The sequence below is a fragment of the Collinsella aerofaciens genome (assembly GCF_039752985.1).
GTDB lineage: Bacteria > Actinomycetota > Coriobacteriia > Coriobacteriales > Coriobacteriaceae > Collinsella > Collinsella aerofaciens_BT.
The window spans coordinates 1-2,194 of sequence record NZ_JBDMHA010000089.1; the positions used below are offsets into that span (position 1 = coordinate 1).

3 protein-coding genes and 1 rRNA gene are annotated in these 2,194 nt (G+C 55.2%); all 4 read right to left on the bottom strand.

Going from position 1 to position 2,194, the window contains the following annotated elements; translation table 11 throughout:
• Window positions 1-274, bottom strand: a 16S ribosomal RNA gene (locus ABHR76_RS09290); the annotation flags it as partial.
• A 539-nt stretch (window positions 275-813) separates the two neighbouring features.
• Window positions 814-1,173, bottom strand: coding sequence for a 50S ribosomal protein L20 (gene rplT / locus ABHR76_RS09295; protein WP_022094123.1), 360 nt, complete (start codon window positions 1,171-1,173; stop codon window positions 814-816).
• A gap of 46 nt (window positions 1,174-1,219) precedes the next feature.
• The gene (rpmI, locus tag ABHR76_RS09300; RefSeq protein WP_006234422.1) at window positions 1,220-1,411 is read right to left on the bottom strand and encodes a 50S ribosomal protein L35; all 192 of its coding nucleotides are present in this window, start codon (window positions 1,409-1,411) and stop codon (window positions 1,220-1,222) included.
• Between the two features lie 32 nt (window positions 1,412-1,443).
• The gene (infC, locus tag ABHR76_RS09305) at window positions 1,444-2,013 is read right to left on the bottom strand and encodes a translation initiation factor IF-3 (RefSeq protein WP_006234423.1); all 570 of its coding nucleotides are present in this window, start codon (window positions 2,011-2,013) and stop codon (window positions 1,444-1,446) included.
• Window positions 2,014-2,194 lie beyond the last annotated feature (181 nt).

Here is a 2,194-nt window from a genome sequence, read left to right on the forward strand (position 1 = left end):
TGTCGGCACGGTGGGCCGTCACCCCGCCGTCTACCTGATGGGCCGCGGAGCCATCCCCTCCCGTCGGGGCTTTAGCCCGGGCGCCATGCGGCGCCCGGGGGTATCCGGTATTACCCGTCCTTTCGGGCGGCTATCCCGGGGGAGGGGGCAGGTTCTCCACGTGTTACTCAGCCGTTCGCCACTCGCTTCTGCCCGAAGGCAGGTGCCGTTCGACTTGCATGTGTTAGGCGCGCCGCCAGCGTTCATCCTGAGCCAGGATCGAACTCTCCGTCCAAAATAAATGGGCTTCGAGCCCGTCCGGTCCTCACAACTATTAGCTGATCGGTTCCGTTCGATTCATATGGTTCTAGTATAGGAAAAGGAATTTCTCGGGGCCGCCTCTCGGCGGCCTTGCGAAAAACAAATCCAAGTTAGACCATTTCAAATGGTTCGATGTCTGCCCGGATGCGACACTGAAGTAAGTGTCCATCCTCGCAGTATCCGGTTCTCAAGGTGCACGCCCCGCGGCTCATCCGGTTCCACCGGGCCGCGCGGCAAGGAGATATATTGCCAGACCGCGAAGCGATGTGGGACGTCAATTCCACTCTTCACAAGTCCTACACAACTTATCGCTTCCTATATAAGTAATAGAAAGGCTGGTGCAGAAACACTGCGCGTATCAGATGATGACCCTTCGGTTAAGAGATATATAAAGATCGGTCACCTGTAAGTGTCTATCTACCCGCGCTTTTGCTATATAAACCAGCGCTTTCGATAAAAAAGAGGGAGTGCCGCGCACAGTGCGACACTCCCCTAGCGATTCAACAGAATCTATTAGGCCTCGAGAGCCTTCTTGGCAATGGCAGCCAGCTCGTTGAAGGACTCGATGTCCTCATAAGCCATCTGGGCCAGGACCTTGCGGTCGAGCTCAATGCCGGCAACCTTCAGGCCGTGCATGAACTGAGAGTAAGAGATGTCGTTCAGGCGAGCAGCAGCGTTGATACGGGTGATCCAGAGAGAGCGGATCTCGCGCTTCTTGTTGCGGCGATCACGATACTGATACTGCAGGGAGTGCTGGACCTGCTCTTTAGCATGCTTGTAAGTACGCGAAGCGGCACCGTAGTAACCCTTCGCACGGTGCATAACGGTACGGCGCTTCTTCTTGGCGGCAACAGCGCGCTTAATACGTGCCATGTTCTATCAACTCCTAGACGGTAAAACGAAAAACGGGAACGCGAACTTAGGCGAGACGCGACTTGATGACCTTGCGGTCGGCAGCGGCGATCTCGGTCTCCTGACGGAAGCCACGCTTACGCTTGGTGGACTTCTTGCTCAGGATGTGGCTCTTGAAAGCCTTGGCGCGCATAAGCTTGCCGGTACCAGTCTTGCGGAAACGCTTCTTGGTGCCGCTGTGGGACTTCATCTTAGGCATGAAATACTCCTTAATCGGTTACAGAACACTAGTTACTTGGTATCGCTTGCCGCTTTATCCTCATCGAAGGCGCCCTTAATCGGGGCGAGCAGCATAAGCATGTTACGGCCTTCCATTTTAGGCTTGGACTCGACCGTAGCGTAAGGCTTGAGATCCTCGGCGAGACGCTCGAGAACGTTAAGGCCCTGCTCCGGGTGAGCCATCTCACGGCCGCGGAACATGATGGTGATCTTAACGCGTGCGCCCTTCTTGAGGAAACGCAGAACGTGGCCCTTCTTGGTCTCGTAGTCGCCAACGTCGATCTTGGGTCGGAACTTCATTTCCTTGACCTCGACCTTGGACTGGTTCTTACGAGCAGCCTTGGCCTTCATGGCCTGCTGGTACTTGAACTTACCGTAGTCCATGACCTTGCAGACCGGCGGCTCCGCGTTGGGAGCGATCTCGACCAGGTCGAGACCCTGATCGTCGGCGACGCGCTGGGCATCGCGGATGGCGAACAGGCCGAGCTGAGAGCCATCGACGCCAATCAAACGGCACGAAGATGCAGTAATCTCGTCGTTGATGCGGGTGTCATCAGACTTAGCTATTTTCCCTACCTCCATTCATAAAAAAATAACCCGGCGCTTCTCAGCAACCAGGTCGTACACATAGACATCCTCGATTTGAGGAAGAGAATCTAATTTGTATGACCAGTCAGCTGCTCATTGGCGCCAAAAGGTGGGAACCCTCGGGTTCCTCTTTAGGGCATTGCGGGAACAACGCTTTGCGAATAATAACACGTAC

Coding starts and splice junctions, on each gene's coding strand:
- infC (WP_006234423.1), bottom strand. CDS start 2,013: ATGGAGGTAGGGAAAATAGCTAAGTCTGATGACACCCGCATCAACGAC.
- rplT (WP_022094123.1), bottom strand. CDS start 1,173: ATGGCACGTATTAAGCGCGCTGTTGCCGCCAAGAAGAAGCGCCGTACC.
- rpmI (WP_006234422.1), bottom strand. CDS start 1,411: ATGCCTAAGATGAAGTCCCACAGCGGCACCAAGAAGCGTTTCCGCAAG.